The sequence below is a fragment of the Streptomyces sp. NPDC003032 genome (assembly GCF_053591415.1).
Genome location: NZ_JBSFTT010000002.1, coordinates 30,905 through 48,863, shown reverse-complemented (window position 1 = coordinate 48,863; position 17,959 = coordinate 30,905). Strand labels below are relative to the sequence as shown.

Here is a 17,959-nt window from a genome sequence, read left to right as displayed (position 1 = left end):
GCAACGTGGTCCTCATGATCGGTTCTCGGATCCCCTTCCCGCCGCCCGTGTCGCGCTCGGCGAGGGGTGGACCATGAGGGTGCTGGTGGTCGAGGACCACGCCGAACTCGCACAGTCGGTGGCGCGGGTGCTGCGCCGGGAGGGCATGGCGGTCGACGTCGTCCACGACGGCTCCGACGCCCTGGAACGCACCTCCGTCGTCGACTACGACGTGGTGGTGCTCGACCGCGACCTGCCCGGCGTGCACGGCGACGAGGTGTGCAGAAAGCTCGCCGAAGAGCCCCTGCAGGCCCGTGTGCTGATGCTGACCGCGTCCGGCACGATCGCCCACCGCGTGGAGGGCTTCAGCCTCGGCGCGGACGACTACCTCCCCAAGCCGTTCGCCTACGCCGAACTGGTCGCCCGCATCCGCGCGCTCGCCCGGCGGTCCCAGCCCGCGCTGCCCCCCGTCCTCGTCCGCGGCGACCTGAGACTCGACCCGGCGCAGCGGGTCGCGTCGCGCGCCGGGGAGCGACTGCCGCTCACACCCAAGGAGTTCGCCGTCCTGGAGTACCTGCTCGCCGCCCAGGGCCGGGTCGTGTCGGCCGAGGAACTCCTGGAACGGGTGTGGGACGAGGCGACGGACCCGTTCACCACCACCGTCAAGGCGACGATCAACCGCCTGCGGCCCAAGCTCGGCAACCCTCCCGTCATCGAGACCATTCCTCGGGGCGGCTACCGGATTTGAGGGATCCATGCGCCTGCCCTCGCTCGCCACCCCGGCCCTCGCGGCACGGCGGCGACTGACGCCCCGACGGGTGGGAGTACGCCTCACGCTGCTCTACGGCGCGCTGTTCGTGTTCTCCGGAGCGGTCCTGCTCGCGATCACCTACCTGCTCATGGCCCGGTCCCCGGTCGGCGGCGTCATCCTGGGCGGCACGGGCGACGGGCCGCTCCCCGCGCCGGGCGGCGGCATCCGCGTCGACGAAGGCGTCCCCGGCGCGCACGCCCCCCTCTCGCCCGGCGACGTCGCCGGGCAGCTGCGCGAGCAGGCGTCCCGCCAGCGCCGGGCCGACCTGCGGCAGCTGCTCGTCCAGTCGGGCATCGCCCTGGCCCTCATGGTTGTCGTATCGGCCGGTCTCGGCTGGCTGGTCGCCTCGCGGGCCCTGCGCCCGCTGCGCACGATGACCGGGGCCATCCGGCGCATCTCGGCCCGCAACATCCACGAGCGGCTGGGCGTGCAGGGCCCCGAGGACGAGCTGAAGGTCCTGGCCGACACCGTCGACGGGCTCCTCGGCCGCCTCGACGCGGCACTGGACTCCCATCGGCGCTTCGTCGCGAACGCCGCCCACGAGCTGCGCACCCCGCTCACCCTGGAGCACGCGCTCCTGGAGGAGTCGCTCATCGACCGCGACGCCACCACCGAATCGTTCCGGGCCAACTTCGAGCGGCTCCTCGCCATCAGCGAACAGCAGGCACGGCTCCTGGAGTCGCTGCTCACCCTCTCCAGCAGCCAGCGGGGCCTGGACCACAGCGAGCCGCTGGATCTCTCCCTCATCGCCGAATGGGCCCTGCACACCGCGCGCCCGGAGATCGAGCGCCGGGGCCTGCGGGCCGAGCCCGTGATCGGGCCCGCGGACACCGTGGGCGACCCCGCCCTCGTGCAGAGCCTGGTGACCCACCTCGTGGACAACGCCGTACGCCACAACACTCCCGGCGGGCACCTGGAGATCGCGACCCGCACCCGGGGCAAGAGCGCCGTCGTCGCCGTGGCCAACACGGGGACGACGGTGCCGCCCGAGCAGGTCGAGCGGCTCTTCGAACCCTTCCAGCGGCTCGGCCGCACCGTCGGCGAGGGCCATGGGCTCGGTCTGTCGATCGTCCACGCCATCGCCGTCGCCCACGGGGCCGCGATCAGCGCTCGGGCCCGTGCGGGAGGCGGCCTCGCGGTGGAAATCGCCTTTCCACGGCGGTCGGAGCGCCCCGGCGGACACGGAATGGATATTGGGCAGTTGGACAAGGACACGGGACTTCGTTGAGGAAAATCCACGGCACTTCTACGGTGGTACGACAAGTGCGGCGATGAATTTCCCCGAGCGCCGCCGCACATCACCGAACGTATTTCGTTCAGCCCCCGTTGCGTTCCGGATTCCACTGATCCATTCACGTGGGAAATCTCCGAGGAGGAACCCTGTGGTTGTCGTGATGGCCCCGGAGGCCACACAGAACGATGTGGACGCGGTCGTCCAACGGGTGCGCACGGCGGGCGGGGACGCGTTCGTGAGCCGCGGCGTGACCCGCACCATCGTCGGCCTGGTGGGGGACGTGGAGGCGTTCGACGCCCTCAACCTCTCCCAGCTGCGCGGAGTACTCGACGTCGTACGCATCTCGGTGCCGTACAAGCTGGTCAGCCGGGAGCACCACGTCGACCGGACCGTCGTCACCGTCGCGGGCGTGCCCATCGGCCCCGACACCCTGACCGTCATCGCGGGGCCCTGCGCCGTGGAGACGCCCGCGCAGACCCTCGCGGCCGCCGAGATGGCCAAGGCGGCGGGCGCCTCGCTGCTGCGGGGCGGCGCCTTCAAACCGCGCACGTCCCCCTACGCGTACCAGGGGCTCGGCGAGAGCGGGCTGCGCATCCTCGCCGACGTCACGGCGGAGACCGGACTGCCGCTGGTCACCGAGGTCATCGACCCGGCCGGCGTCGAACTGGTCGCCCCCTACGCGGACATGCTCCAGATCGGCACCCGCAACATGCACAACTTCGCCCTGCTCCAGGAGGTCGGCCGGGCCGGTATGCCGGTGCTCCTCAAGCGCGGCTTCGGCGCCACGATCGAGGAGTGGCTGATGGCCGCCGAGTACATCGCGCAGCGCGGCAACCTCGACATCGTGCTGTGCGAGCGCGGCATCCGCACCTTCGAGACCGCCACCCGCAACACCCTGGACATCAGCGCCGTGCCGGTCGTCCAGCGCCTCTCCCACCTGCCGGTGATCGTGGACCCCTCGCACTCCGGCGGCCGCAGGGACCTCGTCCTGCCGCTCACCCGCGCCGCCCTCGCCGTGGGCGCGGACGGCGTCATGATCGACGTACACCCGGACCCCGCGACGGCGCTCTGCGACGGCGCCCAGGCCCTGACGCGGACGGAGACCGCCGAGGTGGCGGGCGCCGTCGCGCAGCTCTCCCCGCTGATGGGCCGCGTCCCGGCGCGGCCGGCCGCCGAAGTGCGGGCCGGTAGGGGTGGTTAGGGGTAGCGGAACCTGTGAGCGCGCTATTAGTGAGGGGTACCAGCACCGAATAGGCGTTGTTAGGGTAAGTGTGTTCGTTCGGCGGGAAATTCTCCGACGAACGCACATTCGCCGGAATGTTCGACTCGGTTTCAACGGGTGATTCAGGACGGCGCGGGCGCACCACTGCGCGCTGCACCCGCGCCCAAAAACCGGGTGAACACTCCGTGCGATCCGGGAGGACCACGTCTGCGGAGCGCGCAGCGCATTCACTTCAGGGGCCCTCGACGAAGGGCGGACGCGTACGAGGCGCGACCCACGCGATCCATCGACGCACTCATCCGGGAGACGTGGCCCAGCCGGCTCGGCCGGCGGCCGCGGGAGGGGTGCGGCGATGCGGTGTGAGTCGTTCAGTGTGCCGGGACGCACACCCACGGGGGACATCAGAGCTTGAGGGGGAGTTGAGTTGGCAACACCTGGGCACGAACAGTTCGACCAGCTGATGGTCGTCGAAGTCGAGATCGGCTCGCTGTCGACGGCGGATTCACCGCGTACGTCCGGAGTGGACCCGGACCACGTGGAGGCGCTGGCGGTCGTACAGACCCCACTGCCGCCCATCACCGTGCACCGTCCCACGATGCGGGTCATCGACGGCCTGCACCGGCTGCGCGCCGCGGAGCTCCGCGGGCAGCGCAAGATCGCGGTGAAGTACTTCGACGGAGCGGAGGACGACGCGTTCGTCCTCGCCGTCGAATCGAACGTCACACACGGCCTGCCGCTGACGACGGCGGACCGCAAGCGCGCGGCCGCACGCATCATCGCCTCGCACCCGCAGTGGTCGAACCGGATGATCGCCTCGGTCAGCGGCATCGCCCAGGGCACCGTGGCGGACATCCGCAGACGGGACCCGGGCAGCGGGGCGGGGGACGGCAGCAGGCTCGGCCACGACGGCCGGGTCAGGCCCATCAACGGCGCCGAGGGGCGCAGGCTCGCCAGCGAGCTGATCGCCCAGAACCCCGGCCTGTCGCTGCGCCAGGTCGCCCGCGTCGCGTCCATCTCGCCGGAGACCGTACGGGACGTACGCAACCGCATGATGCGCGGCGAGGACCCGCTGGTACGCCGCGGAAGGCAGCCGGGCACCGAGGACCGCGTCATCGCGCCCCGGCTCGGCCGCGGCCCCTCGGCCCTGCCCGAGAGGGACACGGCCGAGGACCGCGCCGCCGCCGTCAAGCGCCTCAAGGCGGACCCGGCGCTGCGCTTCAGTGAGATCGGCCGCACGCTGCTGCGGCTGCTCAACATCCACACGATCAGCATGGAGGAGTGGGACCAGATCATCGACCAGGTTCCCCCGCACTGCCGGGGCGTCGTGGCGTACCTGGCCGGGGAGAGCGCGGAGATGTGGACGGAGGTGGCGGTGCGGGTGCAGGACAAGGTCGCCGAGTCGGCGTAACGCCGCGAGCGGCACCACCGGGGCTCCACGCGGCGGCGCTTCCCCCACATGCGCGCGCGGGGGGCTCCGCCTAGCGTGGCCCCATGGACGCGGGTACCGGTGCGTACGACGCGACGGCGCACTGCCGCTGTGGACAGCCGGCCGGGCAGCCGGCCGGCTGTTTCATGGAGCTGTACGGGGCCGCGCTGCGCATGGGCTGCTTCGACTGGGACCTCGACACGGGCCTCATGCGCATGGACGCCACCGCCCACGAGGTCTTCGACGTACGCGCCGACGACTACGACGGCCGGCCGGAGACCCTCTCCGCGCGCGTCCCGACCGCCGAGGCGCACCGCCTGGACCAGATCGTCTCGCACGCGCTGAAGGACGGCAGCCAGACCTACGGCGCCTACTTCCGGGTCCGCCTGCGGGGCGGCGCGCTGCGCTGGACCCACACGCACGGCTGTATCCGGCGCGACGACACCGGCCGTCCCCGCCGCATCGTGGGCATCGTCAGGGACGCCACCCGTGAACTCGGCGACAGCCCGCCCGCCGTGCGGGAGCGGGTCGACGAGGAGGCCGAGCGGCGCCGCAGGACCAGCATCGTCCAGGGCACCACGGCGGCGCTGGCGCACGCCCGCACGGTCGACGACGTCATCGACGTGCTCAAGGACACCCACGGCCTCGCCCACCTCGGGGCGTCGAACCTGGTCATGGGTCTGGTCGAGGCCGGACGGATCCGCCTGGTCGCCGAGGGACCGGCCGGCAGCTTCGTGCCGGGCACCCGGGTGACCCGCATCGACGAGGCGTACCCGATGAGCGAGGTCGTCCGCACGCTCGCGCCGCGCTACATCGAGTCCGCCGAGGACTTCGCGCGGTCCTATCCGCTGCTGTGGCCGCACATCGCCGGGCTCGGCATCACCGCGGCCGCGTATCTGCCGCTGATCGCGCAGGCCAGGCCCATCGGCGCGCTCGGCCTGCTCTACCAGCACAAGACCGGCTTCACCGCGGAGGAGCGCAACGTCCTGGTCGCGCTCGGCAGCAGCATCGCGCAGAGCCTGCAGCGCGCCATGTTCTACGAACAGGAGAAGGACCTCGCCCAAGGCCTCCAGCAGGCCATGCTGCCGCGCACCATCCCCGGCGTGCCCGGCGCGGAGATCGCCGTCCGGTACCGCTCGGCGGCGCTCGGCCGGGACATCGGCGGCGACTGGTACGACGTGATCCCGCTGCCCGGAGGCCGCGTCGGGGCCGTCATCGGCGACGTCCAGGGCCACGACACGCACGCGGCGGCCGTCATGGGCCAGCTCCGCATCGTGCTGCGCGCCTACGCCGCCGAGGGGCACATGCCCGCCACGGTCATGGCCCGCGCCTCCACCTTCCTGCACGAGCTGGACACCGAGCGCTTCGCGACCTGCCTGTACGCGGAGGCCGACCTGACGACCGGCGTGGTGCAGTTCGTGCGGGCGGGACACATCGACCCGCTCCTCCAGCTCACCGACGGCTCCTGCCGCAGGGTGCCCGTCGACGGCGGTCTGCCGCTCGGTCTGTCCGCCGAGTTCGGGCGGCTCGACTACCCCGTCACCACCCTCGAACTCGACCCGGGCCAGACCCTGTTGCTCTGCACCGACGGCCTCGTCGAAGTCCCCGGCGCCGACCTCGACGACGGCATGCGGGCCCTCTCGGAGCTGGCCGCGACCGGCCCCCGCGACCTGTCGAAGCTCGCCGACCGGCTCTGCGGCATCGTCGACGGCCGGGGCGGGGACGACGACGCCGCGCTGCTCCTGCTGCGCCGCCGCGTGATCGACGCGCCCCGCTCGGGCGGCCGCCTCCAGCAGCACGTGGCACCCAGCGACCCGGAGGCGCTCGCCGAGGCCCGGCACATGATCAGGGCCGCGGTGCGCGCCTGGGGCGCGGGCGAGCGCGCCGACGAGATCGAACTGGTCGCCGACGAAATGATCACCAACGCGCTGATGCACACCGACGGCTTCGCGATCGTGACCCTGCGCGTCCTGAGCGGCACCGACCGGCGGCTGCGCGTCGATGTCGAGGACTCCTCCAGCGCCCTGCCGCGCCGCCGGGAGGCGGGCGAGGACGGCGTGTCGGGACGCGGCCTGCTCCTGGTGGACCGGCTCACCGACCTGTGGGGCGTGGACGCGCGCGGCGGCGGCAAATGCGTGTGGTGCGAGTTCGTCGTGCCCGCCAGGAACGAATGGGCCTGAGGGAGAGCGGGAGCCATGCCGGAACTGCCCGAAGTCGAAGCCCTGCGAGCCTTTCTGACGGACCGGCTGACCGGCCGCGAGATCGTGCGCGTGCTGCCCGTCGCGGTGAGCGTCCTCAAGACGTACGACCCTCCGCTCACCGCCCTCCACGGCCGCACCGTCACGGCCGTGGAGCGGCACGGCAAGTTCCTGGACATCGACGCCGACGGGCCGCACCTCGTCACGCACCTCGCCCGCGCCGGCTGGCTGCAGTGGAAGGACCGGCTCCCCGACGGCACCCCGCGCCCCGGCAAGGGCCCGCTCGCGCTGCGCGTCGCCCTGGACGCGGGGGAGGGCTTCGACCTCACGGAGGCGGGCACCCAAAAGCGCCTCGCGGTGTACGTCACCGAGGCGCCGCGGGAGATCCCGGGCATCGCCCGGCTTGGCCCCGACCCGCTCGCCCCGGACTTCGACGAGGAGCGGTTCACCCGCCTCCTCGCGGGTGAACGGCGCCAGATCAAAGGGGCGCTGCGCGACCAGGGCCTGATCGCCGGCATCGGCAACGCGTACAGCGACGAGATCCTGCACGCGGCCCGCATGTCCCCCTTCAAGCTCACGTCCAGCCTTACGGAGGGCGAGGTCCACGGGCTGTACGAGGCGCTGCGCGCCACGCTGACCGAGGCGGTGGAGCGCTCACGCGGCGTCGCGGCGGGCCGTCTCAAGGCGGAGAAGAAGAGCGGCCTGCGCGTACACGGCCGCGCCGGTGAGCCGTGCCCCGTCTGCGGCGACACGATCCGCGAGGTGTCCTTCGCCGACTCCTCCCTGCAGTACTGCCCGACGTGCCAGACGGGCGGAAAGCCGTTGGCGGACCGGAGGCTGTCGCGGCTGCTGAAGTAGGGGGCCGCTACGGCCGTAGCGTCACCAGCCGTTCCCCGTCCGCGGTCCGCACCTCGTACCGATCGGTCTCATCCGGACGCAGGGCCGCGACCGCCGGGATCTCCACGCGCCGCGCGGGGACCTGCCACGTCGTGACGGTCCGCTCCGAACCGTCCTTGCCCACGGCGACCAGTTCGCAGACCGGTGACCGCGGCGCCGGGTCCCGCACCGTGAGCGCCAGCTCCGTCCCCCAGGCGCGGTCGCGGGCCGTCAGCGTCGCGTGGACCCCGCTGCGGGCGTCGCGCGCGCTGAGCCGCTCGGGCCGCCCGGAGTCGGGCCCGGCGGCCGTCACGAGGGCCACGGAGGGTGCGCCGAAGGCCAGCACGGCGGCGAGGGCGAGCGCGCACAGCCGCCTCCTGCGCCGCACCGCGTGCACACGGCCGACCTCGCGCAGGGTGTGCTCCAGGAGCTCCGGGCCGGGCGCGGCGGCGGGCGGCGTCGCGCGGCCGTACAGCTTCAACCGGTCGGCTGTGCGGCGCAGTTCGCCCAGCGCGAGATGGCAGGCGGGGCACTGTGCGAGATGGTCCTCGAACCGGAACGCGTCCGGCTCGTCGAGAACGCCGAGCGCGTAGGCGCCGGCGTCACGATGCCGTTCCAGGGACCTCATGGCGTTCCTTACGGGAGGGGTGCCGCTTGCCCTCCGGTACGTAAGGGGTCGCCGGATCGTTCAAGGGCCGCGTCAGAACAGATGGATCGCCAGATGCCCCAGCGGCAGCCCGAGCCGCCACGCGGGCGTCCACACCTTCGGCCCTTCCTCCTCGCCCGGCACGGCCCCGCCGCCCGGCACCGCGTCCAGATCCGGCGCCAGCAGCTCTGTCTCCTCCAGCCACCGCCAGGCCAGCTCGGCCAGCTCCAGATCGGGGCCCGGCCCCCCCGCCGCGGCGGCGTCCTCCAGGCGCAGTTCCAACCGCTCGCGCACCCACTCCTGCCAGGCCTGGTCGTACTCCGTCAGGGAGAGCCAGGTCTCCAGCTGGGTGATCACCCGGATCCCGGACAGCTCGCCCCTGCTGTCCGACAGGAAGATCGTCAGGGCGAGCGCGTCCCGCCCCGCCCGGTACTCGAACGACGTGGGCGGCATCAGATCACCGGTACGCAGCAACTCGTCGGCGATGTACTCGGCGTACAACCACGCCATCGGCACCGTCAGTTCGCCGCCCCGGGGGCCTTCCGTGTTGCCTCTGCTCTCGTGCAGCATCCCGCTCCGCCTTCCTCCGGTCCGTGCGCGTCACCGGCCTCTGGCCCCCAATCCGGAACACGGATGAGGACAGCCGATTACTCAAGGGGGGTGCCGAGCAAGGCGCTTTACGGAGCCTTGACCCGGCCCACGGTTTCCCCGCAGGTGAGCCGCCCCGTGTTGTTCGCGTCACAGGGCCAAATGATTTGACTCCTTTTCAGCGACTGAGTCGGCATTGGTCCTTGACTGTCAGATAGCTCCGCAGATGTATTCATATTATCTGCTATCACCCTATTCGCGGAGCCCGATCGATGACGCAGCGCGTACGGAACTCACGGCACACAGGGACCCCAAGCACCTCACCGCCCCCACCACGGGCCAGGAGGGGACGGCCGGCGGCCGCCGCCGCGACGGCCCTCCTGATGGCGGGCACCGCGGCGTGCGTGCCAGAGCCGGTGAGCGGGGCCGCCGAGCGGTCCACCCGGCCCGAAGCGTCACGCCAGGCGGTCCCGGCCCACTCCCCGGCGAGCGGCGGCACGGCCGAGCGACGCCCCTTCACCCTCGTCGCCTCCGGTGACGTCCTCCCGCACGCCTCGATCATCCGCCAGGCCAGAGCCGACGCGGACGGCGACGGCCACGACTTCGCACCGATGCTCGCCGGCGCCAAGCCGGTCGTCTCCCAGGCCGACCTGGCGATCTGCCACATGGAGACGGTGTACGGAGCGAAGGGCGACTACAGCGGCTACCCCGACTTCAAGTCCCCGCCCCAGGTGGCCCGCGCCCTCAAGGCCACCGGGTACGACTCGTGCTCCACCGCCTCCAACCACTCCCTGGACGACGGCGCCGCGGGCGTGCGCCGCACCCTGGACGCGCTCGACAAGGCGGGCGTCAAGCACGCGGGCTCGGCCCGCTCCGCCGCCGAGGACAAGAAACCGGCGTGGCTGCGGGCGGGCGGCGCCAGGGTCGCGCAGCTGGCGTACACGTACGGCACGAACGGCTACCCGATGCCGAAGGGCAAGCCCTGGTCGGTCGATCTGATCGACCGCGGCAGAATCGTCGCGGACGCGCGGGCGGCGCGGAAGGCGGGCGCCGACGTGGTCGTCGTCAGCCTGCACTGGGGCACGGAGTGGCAGACCGCGCCCGACCGGCGGCAGCTGCGCCTCGGCAAGCGGCTCACGGCCTCGCGCACGGCGGGCCGCCCGGACATCGACCTGATCATCGGCACCCACGCACACGTCCCCCAGGCGTACGAGAAGGTCAACGGCACCTGGATCATCTACGGCATGGGCGACCAGATCGCCGGCGACATGATCAACGACGAAGGAGACAAGGACCCCCGCGGCAACCAGAACTCCATCGGCCGCTTCACCTTCGCGCCGCCGGCCGCGCGGGGCGGGCGGTGGCAGGTGAAGAAGGCCGAGTTCATCCCGATGTGGTTCGACACGGACGCCGGCCGGGTCGTCAACCTCAACTCGGCGCTGCGCCGCGGGGCGGATGTACGCGACGTACGCGACCGGATCCGCCGCGTCGTCCTCGGCCGGGGCGCGGCCAAGGACGGCCTGGTGATGGCCAAGTAGCCACGCACTACAGAACTGCAGAACTACAGAACTCGGGAACTGCAGAACTCGGGAACTACAGCGCTACTACTGCTCCACGGCGTCCCGCTCCGCCTTCGCCAGCTCCGACTTCCGGTAGGAGTAGCCGAAGTACACGAGCAGCCCGACCGCGAACCACACGGCGAACCGCACCCAGGTCTGCCACTGCAGGAACGTGATCAGCCAGATGGAGAAGACCACCCCGACCGCCGGCACCACCGGCATCCCGGGACACCGGAAGGTGCGCGGCAGGTCGGGCCGCTTGTAGCGCAGCACGATCACCGCGATACACACCACGACGAACGCCAGCAGGATGCCGATGTTCGTCAGTTCGGCCGCCTCGCCGATCGGCAGGAACCCGGCGATGGCGGCCGACGCGAACCCCACGATCCACGTCACGCGCGTCGGCACGTGCCGCGTCTCGTGCGTCTTCGCGAACCACTTGGGCAGCAGCCCGTCGCGGCTCATGGAGAACCACACACGTGTGACGCCCAGCATGAAGGTGAACATCACGGTGAGGATGCCGATGATGGCGCCGACGGCGATGACGTCGGCGAGCCCGCCGAGCCCCACGGCCTTGAACGCGCTGGAGAACCCGCTCTCCGGGTCGATGTCCTTGTACCCCTGCATGCCGGTGAGGACCAGGCACGCGAGCACGTACAGGACCATCGAGATCGCGAGGGAGTAGAGGATCGCCTTCGGCATGTGGCGCTGGGCGTCCTTGGACTCCTCGGCGGCGGTCGACATGGCGTCGTAGCCGAAGACAGCGAAGAACACGGTCGCCGCACCCGTGAACGCGCCACTGACCCCGAAGGGGAAGAACGGCTGGTAGTTGCCGGTGTTGACGTGGAAGAACCCGACGCCGATGACGAGCAGCACGACGAGGACCTTGAGGACCACGACGACCATCTCGAAGCGCGCCGCGTTCTTGATGCCGAGGGTGAGCAGATACGCGATGAGCAGGCAGAGCAGCGCCGCGAAGAGGTCGACCTTGTGTCCGTCGCCGGTGGCGGGCGCGCCGAGCATCCACTTCGGCAGCTCGGCGCCCATGTCGTTGACCAGGAAGTTGAAGTAGCCGGAGATGCCGATCGCGACCACCGCGACGATCGCCGTGTACTCCAGGAGCAGATCCCAGCCGATGAACCAGCCGGCCAGTTCACCGAGCACCACATAGCCGTACGTGTACGCGGATCCCGCCTTCGGGATCAGGCCCGCGAACTCCGCGTACGAGAACGCCGCCGCGGCGCTCGCCACGCCCGCGATCAGGAACGAGACGAGGACCGCGGGCCCCGCCTTCTCGTTGGCGACGGTGCCCGCCAGGGTGAAGATGCCGGCGCCGATGATGCCGCCGACGCCGATCGCGGTGAGCTGCCAGAGCCCCAGCGACCGGGTGAGCCCGCCGCCCGACCCGGTCTCCGTCTCCTCGATGCGTTCGATGGGCTTGCGGCGCAGGATGCCCTGCCCCATCCGGAGTCCCGCCATGAGCTCCACCTCTTCGCGGACGGCAGTCGGCTGATGGCGGATCATGATGGCCCAGCCTCCGTCACGACGGAAGACGCCACACCCCTTGCGCGTGGGGGTTCATTCGGCTTGTGCGTGAGGGGCATTCGACGGGGGCTTCGGTCACGGCACCACTGTCACCGGCCAGCGGCCCGCCTTCACCAGGCGGACGGCGACCGAGCCGACGATGCGGTGGCCCGCCTGCTCGGAGGCGCCGACGACCACGGCGTCCGCCTTCAGCTCGTCCGCCGCGCTGACGAGGCCGTTGTAGGGGTCGCCGCGGAAGGTGTGGAACTCCCACCTCACGTCGAATATGTCCTTCACCCGCTCGGCCGCGTCCCTGATCTCCGCGATGAGCCCCTCGGCGATCTCGTCCGTGGTCTCGGCGACCGGGGCGCCGAGGGCCGCGCCCGCCGCCATCACCGGCTGGATGTACACGACGGCGAGCAGGGCCCGCTGGCGCCGGGCAAGGCCTCCGGCGTACGCCGCGGCCCGCAACGACGAATCGGAGCCATCGACTCCTACGACGATCACCTTGGGCCCGTCGGTACCGCGTTCGAACTGCTGGGACTGGTCTGCGCTCACGCCCGAGAGGTTAACGGAGCGGCGCGGCGCTGCCGCGGGCAGGCGCCCTGCGCAGCGCCTGCGCAGGCCCCGCACCGGCACTGGCGTCCGGCCGCCCCCAGGCGGCTGATCGGGTGCTTTCGGGGAGCGGCCCGGCGTTGGTGTGCCGCGTCGGCCTTCCGCCATGCGACGGATTGGTCATGAAAGACGATCAGCTGACTCCAGGGCGCCGGGTCGTGCTCCGTGCCGCCGTCGCCCTCGGGCTCGCCGCGACCGCCGGATGCGCGGGCACCGGCCGCCCGGCCGCCCCCGGGCCCACCGCGCCCACCGGCAGGCCCGCCGCCGGCCCGGCGCCCGCCCGCGCCCTCAAGCCCTCCGCGTACCGCCTCCAGCCCATGGCGGGACACGGCCCCCCGCGCTCCGCGCGCGCCCTGCCCCGGGTCCGCAAGGCGCCGATCCTGCGCCTGGACCGGCACGAGCGTTCGATGGTGCTGACCTTCGACGACGGGCCCGACCCCCGCTACACCCCGTACATCCTGCGGACGCTGCGCGCGTACGACGTCCGCGCGATGTTCTTCGTGTGCGGGGAGATGGTCGTCGACAACGAGGACCTGCTGCGCGAGATGGCCGACGACGGGCACGTGATCGGCAACCACACCTGGAGCCACCCGCTGCTGCCCAAGCTGAGCCGCTCCAGGACGCGCGTGCAGATGGAGCGGACCTGCGACGTCATCGAGGGCGTGACCGGCGAACCTCCCGAGTGGTTCCGCGCCCCCTACGGCGCGTGGAACCGCAACACCTTCCAACTCGGCGCACAGCTCGGCATGGAACCGCTCGCCTGGACCCTCGACACCCTCGACTGGACCGAGCCCCGCGCGAAGACCATCGTCCGCCGCGTCCGCGCGGGCGCGGCACCCGGAGTGGTGGTGCTCTCGCACGACGCGGGCGGCGACCGCTCCGCCGGCGTCAGAGCCCTGCGCACCTACCTTCCCGAACTCCTCGACTCCGGCTACCGCATCACGGTGCCGAACCGCTACGCCGTGTGACGCGCCTGAGATCAGCGCACGGCGGTCAGGCGGGCGAAGACGACGACGTTCCCGTCGTATCCGGACTGCTTGGTGAAACCGCCGCCGCAGGTGATGACGCGCAATTCGGGAGTTCCGTCATTTCCGTAGACGCGCTTGCCGGGGAAGTCCTTCTTGTCGAATACCTCGATGCCGTAGATCTTGAAAATCGCGGTCTTCTTGTCCTCGCGCCTGATCTCGACGTGCTGTCCCTTCTCCAGGGAACCGAGGCCGTAAAAGACGGCCGGTCCCTGCTGGTTGTCCACATGGCCGACGACTACAGCCGTGCCCTTCTCACCCGGCGAGACGGCGCCCGTGAACCAGCCGGCGAGGTTGGCGTCCTCGGGTGGCGGCGCGTCCACCCACCCCTCGGGGTCAAGACCCACCGCGGTGACCGGCGCGTCCACCTGGATGCCCTTGATGCGCACGCGCTCGGCGGGGGAGAACGTCAGGGGTGCCGGGGCGGCGACCGCGGGGTCCGGTGTGCGGTCCGCGGCCGCGGCGGACGCGGGCTGCGGCGGCCCCACGTCGAATTCCCCCGAGCCATTGCGGATCAGCGCGAGACCGGTCAGCAGGACGAGCGCCATCACGCCCCAGGGGGCGCGCTTCTTCTGCTTTTCGTCCTCCTGGGAATCCTGGAATTCGAACTCGTCGGCCGGGTGGGACGAAGGCATTCTCTATCCCCTCTCGACGCGGCGGGCGCGCCGCGTCGGTTGCGCGTACGAGAACGCTAAGCGCGGGGCGCGCGGCGTGCGAAAGGGCGGGAGCGAACGGGTGGCGCCCCGGCCGGGGTGCGCCATCCGGGTCGCCCCCGGACAGGAAATTTCTGACGGTCCGTGACCTGCGGTGATGTCCGATCGCGTGGACACGTCCCGGCGTGTCGTCTCACCAGGACGGCCGATCCCCGAAATGCGGCCCGGCGCACCGCGTCCGAGGGTCTGACTGGGAGGCGCTCTCGCCGATCGACCGGGGACGGTACCCCCGGGGCGCCTTCCGCGGAGGACTTCCATGCGTACTTCTCGTATGCGTACCACTCGCGCTTCGCGTATGGGTACCACTCGTGCCCTCGCGGTCGCCGCCGCGGCAGGCGCGGTCGTCGGGCTCGCCGCCCCGGCCGCGTCCGCGTGGGCCGACCCGACCAACATCGTGGCGATGCCGAGCGTGATTCCGCGGGGCGGACATCTGACCGTCACGGTCGACGGCTCGTCCTGCCAGGCCGGCGGCAAGATCACCTCGCACGCTTTCCCGGACACGAACCTGCACTCGATCCCCGGCGGCACCACGTCGAGCGCGACAGCCGTCGTCCACAAGCACGCGACCCCGGGCGCGTACGACATCACGGCCCACTGCGGCGGCAAGACGCTCACCCGCCCGGCCGCGTTCACCGTCATCCACGGCGGTGTGCGCGGTGGCTTCGGCGGCAGCTCGCCCTCGGGGGCGACCCCCACCGACATCGCGATCGGTGGCGCCCTGGTGGCGGCGGCCGTGGTCGGCGGCGGCGTGTTCTGGATGCGCCGCCGGGCCGAGAACCGGTCCTGAGCCGCCGGGCGAACCGGCGCCCGCTGCGCCCTCGGGGTCTGGAGACGCCCCGGGGGCGAAGCGGCGGTGCCGAGGGAGGGTCAGGAGCGGGGACGGGAGCCGGTCAGGAGTTGTCCTCGCCGGTGCGGCGCCGCGTCTTGTAGTACGCGGCGCCCAGGCCGCCCAGGACCAGCGCGCCGCCGAGGGCGAACTCGTGCAGGTCGAACCCGCCGAGGCTGCCGCCGATGCCGGCCTTGACACCCTTGTGGACGGGGTTCGGGTTGGGGTTCTGATTCTGGTTCTGGTGGCTGTTGTTGTCGGGGCGGCCGGTGGCGATGGTCAGGTCGGTCTTGCCGGTCTCCCCGTCGCAGGTGAACGTCACCTCGTACATCGCCCCGGGCTTGGCGTCCCAGAACACCTTGGCCGTGGCGGACGACTGTCCCTTGGGGATGTGGGCGTCGTCGAAGACCCCGGAGGTGACCTTGGCGTCGCCGTCGCAGCCTTCGACGCTGAGCGTGACCTGTCCGCCCGCGGCGATCGTCGAGGGGGTCACGCGGAAGCCGAACGAAGTGATGTTGTTGTTCGTGTCGTCGCCCGTGACGGCCGCCGACGCGGGCGGGATGGTCAGCGTCAGGACGGTGGCGGTGAGCAGAGCGGCGGAAGCGACGCGTATCGCGTGCATGGTGTGGATCCTCCGGGTCCCCGAGGAGCAGCCGCGGACCTTCTTCCGCTGACGCCTGAAATGCACCTCGATGACCGAAACGCTAAGTACGCTCCCTCGGGGCCGCGATCGGTGTCGCGCGAACGGGGCAATCCGCTCCGCCGGACAGGGGAACGGCACGGCGTGGCGGACGGGACGGAGCGCGCCCGTATGGCATGGGGAGTGGCGGGTCTCAGTGCCGCGGCTCGGGCCATACGTGAGGGCCGCCGCGCCACTCCACGAGATTCGGGTCGTCCAGCGCGATGTCGGCCTCGTCGAGCCCCGCGCGCCGCAGGAGCTCCACCAGGTCGCGGTCGCCGCGGGCGACGCCGACGTCCTGTCCGCGTACGGTGACCCGCCGCCCGCCGTCGGCGGCGGGCGGATGGACGACGATCGGTGTCTGCCAGGCCATGGCACCAGAATGCGCCGGGCCGGGGCCCGGCGCAGCATGGTTCACGGCCATCGAGCGGCAACTCGCCGCCGCCAAGGCGTACTCCGAGGCGAGTCCCCGCGGTCTCAGCCGCCGCCGATTCCCGGGAACAGCGCCTTGAACGGTTCCGCCGTCGCCGCGATGCCACGGCTGTACGGGGCGTCGAAGTCCCAGATCAGGAAGAGCAGGAAGGCGAACAGGGCGGAGAAGAGACCGGCGAGGACCAGTTCGCGCGGTGTGCGGCGGATCTGCAGCGCGAAGATCATGCCGATCGTCACCAGGCCCCCGATGATCAGGCCGAACCAGACCACGCCGGGCATGGTCGCCCCGACGCTGTCCGCGCGGGCGCTGCGCGCGTCGTCCGCGGCCGCCACCTCGTCGACCAGCGGCTGGTAGGCCTGGGCCTCGAAGTCCGACTTCGGTTCGTAGTCGGTGACGTCGTGGCGGATCCGGGCGAGGAGATCGGCGCCGCGGTCGGTGAGTTCGCCCTTGGCCGCCATGGAGTCCCACTCCTCGGTGACGACATGGCTGACATAGGTGTGTACGTCGGCGCGAATGCGGTCCCGGACGTCCTGCGGATAGACCCGCGCCCGCTCCGAGATCTCATGCAGTGCCTGGGCCTCCACGCGGACGTGTTCCTGGGCGGCGCCGCGCGCCTCCCAGACACCCGCGATGGCCAGGCCGAGCACGATGGCGTACACGACGCCGATCATCATCGTCATGTACTCGATGACGTCCGGCGTCTCCGACGCGTCGTAGTCCGCGCCGGTCCTGCGGTGCCGCAGCAGCGTCACGATGAGCACGACACCGCAAGCGGCCACCATCGCGAGGGTGAGAACAAGCCATTCCGACATGGAGACCTCCGGCGGTCAGCGCGGGCGGAGCGCGGCGACGGCGAGCACCGCGGGCGCCGTGATGAGCAGGGTGAGCGAGACGAGGGACGGGCCGCCGCGCGGCGGCCGCTTGCGGGTTGGCGGGTGGTACGCCGGATATGTCACGGATGGCGATGGCTTGGTTGTTCTGCCGCGGGCAGGAGGCTTCGGCTCGGGCGGCGGCTTCGGCGCGGGCTCGGGCGCCGCGGACGGGGCGAGGGCCGGTGTCGGGACCGGCTTCGGCGCGGGAGGCGGTGGCGGCTCGGGGGCCTCGGGCTCCGGAGGTGGAGGCGGAGGCGGAGGCGGCGGAGGTGGTGGAGCGGGCGGTGGCGGTGGTGGCGGAGGCTTCGGGCGGTGCGTGGGCCCCGCCCAGCAGTCGCCGCCGTCGCCCGCCACGGCCAGGTTGTCACCGCCCGAAGAGGCGCCGCCCCCGTTGACCGACGCGTACGCGCAGTCGTCGGCCGCGGCCGTGCCGGTGGCGGCAGAGGCGCCGAGCAGCAAGGTCAGCGCGAGGAGCGCCAACACCCGTATGACGAGGGGCGGTAAGGCCCGCGAGGTTCCATGCACGACGAGAGCATGGGCGGCGCCCGTCCCCGGCATGCCGGAACGCTCCCGAATGCCCCGAAGGAAGGAGGCGGCCCCCGCGCGGGTTTGACGACGTGAACACCCTCATGCCCTACGACCCGCTCATGTGCCCTACGCCTCACCCTCGCGCCCCACGCCCGCTGCCACGCCCCACTCCCGCGCCGCACCCTCCGCCCGTGCGCCGCACAAA

Annotated in this window: 18 protein-coding genes; 9 read left to right on the top strand and 9 right to left on the bottom strand. The window is 71.8% G+C overall.

Annotated elements, in window-relative coordinates; all coding sequences use genetic code 11:
- Positions 1-73: 73 nt before the first annotated feature.
- The 6 genes from ACWDZ7_RS02735 to ACWDZ7_RS02710 all read left to right on the top strand — a co-directional run bounded on the left by ACWDZ7_RS02735 (position 74) and on the right by ACWDZ7_RS02710 (position 7,728).
- The gene (locus ACWDZ7_RS02735) at positions 74-727 is read left to right on the top strand and encodes a response regulator transcription factor (protein ID WP_451794230.1); all 654 of its coding nucleotides are present in this window, start codon (positions 74-76) and stop codon (positions 725-727) included.
- Positions 728-734: 7 nt separating this feature from the next.
- A complete protein-coding gene (locus ACWDZ7_RS02730) occupies positions 735-2,018 on the top strand; it encodes a sensor histidine kinase (protein WP_451794228.1) in 1,284 nt (427 codons plus the stop codon).
- 154 nt (positions 2,019-2,172) lie between these two features.
- A complete protein-coding gene (gene aroF, locus ACWDZ7_RS02725; RefSeq protein WP_451794226.1) occupies positions 2,173-3,225 on the top strand; it encodes a 3-deoxy-7-phosphoheptulonate synthase in 1,053 nt (350 codons plus the stop codon).
- A 445-nt stretch (positions 3,226-3,670) separates the two neighbouring features.
- Positions 3,671-4,654: a streptomycin biosynthesis protein gene (locus tag ACWDZ7_RS02720; protein ID WP_451794224.1), complete on the top strand. Its 984-nt coding sequence runs from the start codon at positions 3,671-3,673 to the stop codon at positions 4,652-4,654.
- An 83-nt stretch (positions 4,655-4,737) separates the two neighbouring features.
- Positions 4,738-6,852, top strand: a complete 2,115-nt coding sequence (locus tag ACWDZ7_RS02715) for a SpoIIE family protein phosphatase (protein ID WP_451794222.1) — start codon at positions 4,738-4,740, stop codon at positions 6,850-6,852.
- A 15-nt stretch (positions 6,853-6,867) separates the two neighbouring features.
- Positions 6,868-7,728, top strand: a complete 861-nt coding sequence (locus ACWDZ7_RS02710; protein ID WP_451794220.1) for an Fpg/Nei family DNA glycosylase — start codon at positions 6,868-6,870, stop codon at positions 7,726-7,728.
- 7 nt (positions 7,729-7,735) lie between these two features.
- Here the strand turns inward: ACWDZ7_RS02710 and ACWDZ7_RS02705 are convergent, their stop codons facing one another.
- Positions 7,736-8,374 carry a zf-HC2 domain-containing protein gene (locus ACWDZ7_RS02705; RefSeq protein ID WP_451794219.1) on the bottom strand — a complete coding sequence of 213 codons (639 nt, stop codon included), beginning with the start codon at positions 8,372-8,374 and terminating at the stop codon, positions 7,736-7,738.
- A gap of 72 nt (positions 8,375-8,446) precedes the next feature.
- On the bottom strand, positions 8,447-8,962 hold the full coding sequence (locus ACWDZ7_RS02700; RefSeq protein ID WP_451794217.1) for a hypothetical protein: 516 nt from the start codon (positions 8,960-8,962) through the stop codon (positions 8,447-8,449).
- A gap of 401 nt (positions 8,963-9,363) precedes the next feature.
- Here ACWDZ7_RS02700 and ACWDZ7_RS02695 point away from each other — a divergent pair, with 401 nt between their 5' ends.
- Positions 9,364-10,518, top strand: coding sequence for a CapA family protein (locus ACWDZ7_RS02695; protein ID WP_451794215.1), 1,155 nt, complete (start codon positions 9,364-9,366; stop codon positions 10,516-10,518).
- Between the two features lie 66 nt (positions 10,519-10,584).
- Here ACWDZ7_RS02695 and ACWDZ7_RS02690 read toward each other — a convergent pair whose 3' ends face one another.
- Both ACWDZ7_RS02690 and ACWDZ7_RS02685 read right to left on the bottom strand, forming a co-directional pair.
- Positions 10,585-12,018, bottom strand: a complete 1,434-nt coding sequence (locus ACWDZ7_RS02690) for an amino acid permease (RefSeq protein WP_451794752.1) — start codon at positions 12,016-12,018, stop codon at positions 10,585-10,587.
- A 141-nt stretch (positions 12,019-12,159) separates the two neighbouring features.
- Complete coding sequence (locus ACWDZ7_RS02685) at positions 12,160-12,621, bottom strand: universal stress protein (protein ID WP_451794213.1); 462 nt, start codon at positions 12,619-12,621, stop codon at positions 12,160-12,162.
- Between the two features lie 179 nt (positions 12,622-12,800).
- Here ACWDZ7_RS02685 and ACWDZ7_RS02680 point away from each other — a divergent pair, with 179 nt between their 5' ends.
- Positions 12,801-13,646 carry a polysaccharide deacetylase family protein gene (locus tag ACWDZ7_RS02680; RefSeq protein WP_451794211.1) on the top strand — a complete coding sequence of 282 codons (846 nt, stop codon included), beginning with the start codon at positions 12,801-12,803 and terminating at the stop codon, positions 13,644-13,646.
- 11 nt (positions 13,647-13,657) lie between these two features.
- Here the strand turns inward: ACWDZ7_RS02680 and ACWDZ7_RS02675 are convergent, their stop codons facing one another.
- On the bottom strand, positions 13,658-14,338 hold the full coding sequence (locus ACWDZ7_RS02675; protein ID WP_451794209.1) for a class F sortase: 681 nt from the start codon (positions 14,336-14,338) through the stop codon (positions 13,658-13,660).
- 373 nt (positions 14,339-14,711) lie between these two features.
- On the opposite strand from ACWDZ7_RS02675, the gene ACWDZ7_RS02670 reads away from it, so the two are divergent.
- Complete coding sequence (locus tag ACWDZ7_RS02670) at positions 14,712-15,203, top strand: hypothetical protein (RefSeq protein ID WP_451794207.1); 492 nt, start codon at positions 14,712-14,714, stop codon at positions 15,201-15,203.
- A gap of 103 nt (positions 15,204-15,306) precedes the next feature.
- Here ACWDZ7_RS02670 and ACWDZ7_RS02665 read toward each other — a convergent pair whose 3' ends face one another.
- The 4 genes from ACWDZ7_RS02665 to ACWDZ7_RS02650 all read right to left on the bottom strand — a co-directional run bounded on the left by ACWDZ7_RS02665 (position 15,307) and on the right by ACWDZ7_RS02650 (position 17,751).
- Entirely contained in the window at positions 15,307-15,864 is a 558-nt protein-coding gene (locus ACWDZ7_RS02665) for a hypothetical protein (RefSeq protein ID WP_451794205.1), read from the bottom strand.
- 211 nt (positions 15,865-16,075) lie between these two features.
- Positions 16,076-16,294, bottom strand: coding sequence for a hypothetical protein (locus ACWDZ7_RS02660; protein WP_451794203.1), 219 nt, complete (start codon positions 16,292-16,294; stop codon positions 16,076-16,078).
- Between the two features lie 104 nt (positions 16,295-16,398).
- Positions 16,399-17,166 (bottom strand): bestrophin-like domain, encoded by a 768-nt coding sequence (locus ACWDZ7_RS02655; RefSeq protein WP_451794201.1) that lies wholly within the window; start codon positions 17,164-17,166, stop codon positions 16,399-16,401.
- Between the two features lie 15 nt (positions 17,167-17,181).
- Positions 17,182-17,751, bottom strand: coding sequence for a hypothetical protein (locus ACWDZ7_RS02650; protein ID WP_451794199.1), 570 nt, complete (start codon positions 17,749-17,751; stop codon positions 17,182-17,184).
- Positions 17,752-17,959: the final 208 nt, after the last annotated feature.